Annotated in this window: 2 protein-coding genes; both read left to right on the top strand. The window is 62.8% G+C overall.

All coding sequences use genetic code 11. The features are described from left to right. The first annotated feature begins 371 nt into the window (after positions 1 to 371). The gene (locus tag AC1D0P_RS24280) at positions 372 to 872 is read left to right on the top strand and encodes a chemotaxis protein CheW (RefSeq protein ID WP_477679077.1); all 501 of its coding nucleotides are present in this window, start codon (positions 372 to 374) and stop codon (positions 870 to 872) included. 39 nt (positions 873 to 911) lie between these two features. Continuing rightward, a complete protein-coding gene (locus AC1D0P_RS24275; protein ID WP_477679076.1) occupies positions 912 to 2600 on the top strand; it encodes a methyl-accepting chemotaxis protein in 1689 nt (562 codons plus the stop codon). Positions 2601 to 2637 lie beyond the last annotated feature (37 nt).

The raw sequence follows: 2637 nt of genomic DNA, 5'->3' as shown, positions 1-2637 counted from the left end.
GCTTCATGCCCATTACCGTGCCTCGCTCTTCGGCACTCAATTGTCGATATGTTCTTGTCATGCAACTCCTCTTGGATTGGAAGTGTTGCACTTGGTCCTTGAATCCGCCCTTACTTTCTTTTGGCGAAGCAAAAGAAAGTGAGTCGCATGCCGGGCGACCCCGGCCAGCAACCCTATGCAGAGGGCGAGGGCGCGCAAACCGGAGCAAGACCCGGAAGATAAGCCATAACCCCCCGCTTATCCCCGTATTCCAAGCGCCACGACCCGATACCCTTTACCCGAAGCCCAAGACGGAAAAACAGAACTTAAGTTTTCACCGCCAGCAGCCGATAGACATACACAGCCATCCCCATCGAGCCCAAGGAGCGCGCATGCACGCAACAAACAACAACCCCACCCCCACGCCGGCCACCGCCAAGGCGCTGGAATTCCTGGCCTTCACACTGGGCCAGGAAGAGTACGGCGTGGACATCCAGAAAGTGCAGGAGCTGCGCGGCTACGACACGGTCACGCGCATCGCCAACGCGCCCGAACACATCAAGGGCGTGGTCAACCTGCGCGGCATCATCGTGCCCATCGTGGACATGCGCATCAAGTTCAACTTGGGCACACCGAGCTACGACCAGTTCACGGTGGTGATCATCCTGAACATCGCCAGCCGCATCATGGGCATGGTGGTGGACAGCGTCTCGGACGTGATCACGTTGAGCCCCGAACAGGTCAGGCCGGCGCCCGAGATGGGTGCGCTGCTGGACACCGAATACCTCATAGGCCTGGGCACGCTGGACGAACGCATGCTCATCCTCGTCGACATCGACAAGCTCATGTCCAGCAGCGACATGGCGCTGATCAATGCTGCCGCCACGGCCTGAGCCCTTCTCTGAGCCCTTCTTATTCCCGGAGTCTTCATCATGTTTTTAGGCAATCTCTCCATCGGCAAGCGCCTGGCCGCCGTGGTCGGCGTCATTCTGGCCCTGTTCCTGACGAGCAGCGTGCTCGCCGTCCTCAAGCTCAGCCAGCTGGGCGGCGAAATCAAGGCCATGGTCGAGCAGAACGTGAAGACTGAACGGGCCGGTTCCGACTGGCTGCGCCACACCACCGCCGGCATACAGCGGGCGGCGGCCATCGCCAAGAGCAGCGATACCAGCCTGGTCGCCTATTTCGCGCCGGCTTCGGCGACCTCGATCAAAGACACCAACGAGCTGCAGAAATTCCTCGAGCAGCAGATGGACACGCCCGAGAAAAAGCAGCTCTTCGACAAAATCGGTGAACTGCGCAAGATCTACCTGGCCGCGCGCGAGGACGTCAGCAAGGCCAAGCTCGCGGGCGACCTGGAAGGCGCGAACCGGATTTTCAGCGAACGCTTCGAGCCCACCTCGCGCGCCTACCTGGCCGGCGTGCAGAAGATGGTCGATACCGAGCGCGAGCTGCTCGATGCCGCCGCGCTGCGCAGCGAGGAATTGCGCGCCAGGACCAGCCTGGTGCTGGTGGTCTGCAGCGTGCTGTCGCTGGGCCTGGGCGTGCTGCTGGCCTGGCTGCTGGTGCGCAGCATCACCCAGCCGCTGTCGCAGGCCGTGCGGGTGGCGCGGGCGGTGGCGTCCGGCGACCTGACCAGCCGCATCGAAGTGAACAGCCAGGACGAGACAGGCCAGCTCATGCAGGCGCTCAAGGACATGAACGACAGCCTGGTCGGCATCGTCGGCAATGTGCGCAGCGGCACGGACACGATCGCGACGGCCTCGAGCCAGATTGCGGCGGGTAACCATGATTTATCCTCACGCACCGAAGAGCAAGCGAGTTCGCTGGAAGAGACGGCGGCTTCGATGGAAGAGCTGACTTCCACGGTCAAACAGAACGCCGACAACGCGCGCCAGGCGAATCAATTGGCGGTGTCGGCGTCCAGTGTGGCCGTCAAGGGCGGCAGTGTGGTCGCTGAAGTCGTCGGCACCATGGGCGCGATCAATGCGTCGTCCAGAAAGATTGTCGACATCATTGGTGTGATTGACGGCATCGCCTTCCAGACCAATATCCTGGCGTTGAATGCTGCTGTGGAAGCGGCCCGTGCCGGTGAGCAGGGCAGGGGCTTTGCGGTGGTAGCGGCTGAAGTGCGCAACCTCGCGCAACGCAGTGCCGCGGCCGCCAAAGAGATCAAGACCCTGATCGGCGATTCGGTCGACAAGGTCGAAGAAGGCAGCAAACAGGTCGCCGAAGCCGGCAAGACCATGGACGAGATCGTCGACAGCGTGAAGAGGGTGACCGACATCATGGCCGAGATCACCGCGGCCAGCCAGGAACAGACCTCCGGGATCGAGCAGATCAACCAGGCTATTACCCAGATGGACCAGGTTACGCAGCAGAATGCGGCGCTGGTCGAGGAAGCGGCCGCTGCGGCGTCTTCGTTGCAGGAGCAGGCCAGCGGCTTGTCGCAGGTGGTGAGTGTGTTCAGGCTGGAGGGTGGGATTGCGCAGCACACGCCGCAGCGTGCCAAGGCCCCGGTGCGTCCGGCTGCTGCAGCGCCGAAGCAGCCGCCCCAGGCGCGGAAGGCTATTGCGGCGCCGCGTGCGCTGGCGGCGGCTGGCGAGGGATGGGAGACGTTTTAAGGCCGGTCTTGCTCCGGCGGGGCGTGCTCTTCTGGGG

This window comes from Polaromonas sp. P1_G2 (assembly GCF_056405515.1).
The sequence above is the reverse complement of the archived record's forward strand: the minus strand, read 5'-3'. Positions and strand labels throughout refer to the sequence as shown.

Coding starts and splice junctions, on each gene's coding strand:
- AC1D0P_RS24280 (WP_477679077.1), top strand. CDS start 372: ATGCACGCAACAAACAACAACCCCACCCCCACGCCGGCCACCGCCAAG.
- AC1D0P_RS24275 (WP_477679076.1), top strand. CDS start 912: ATGTTTTTAGGCAATCTCTCCATCGGCAAGCGCCTGGCCGCCGTGGTC.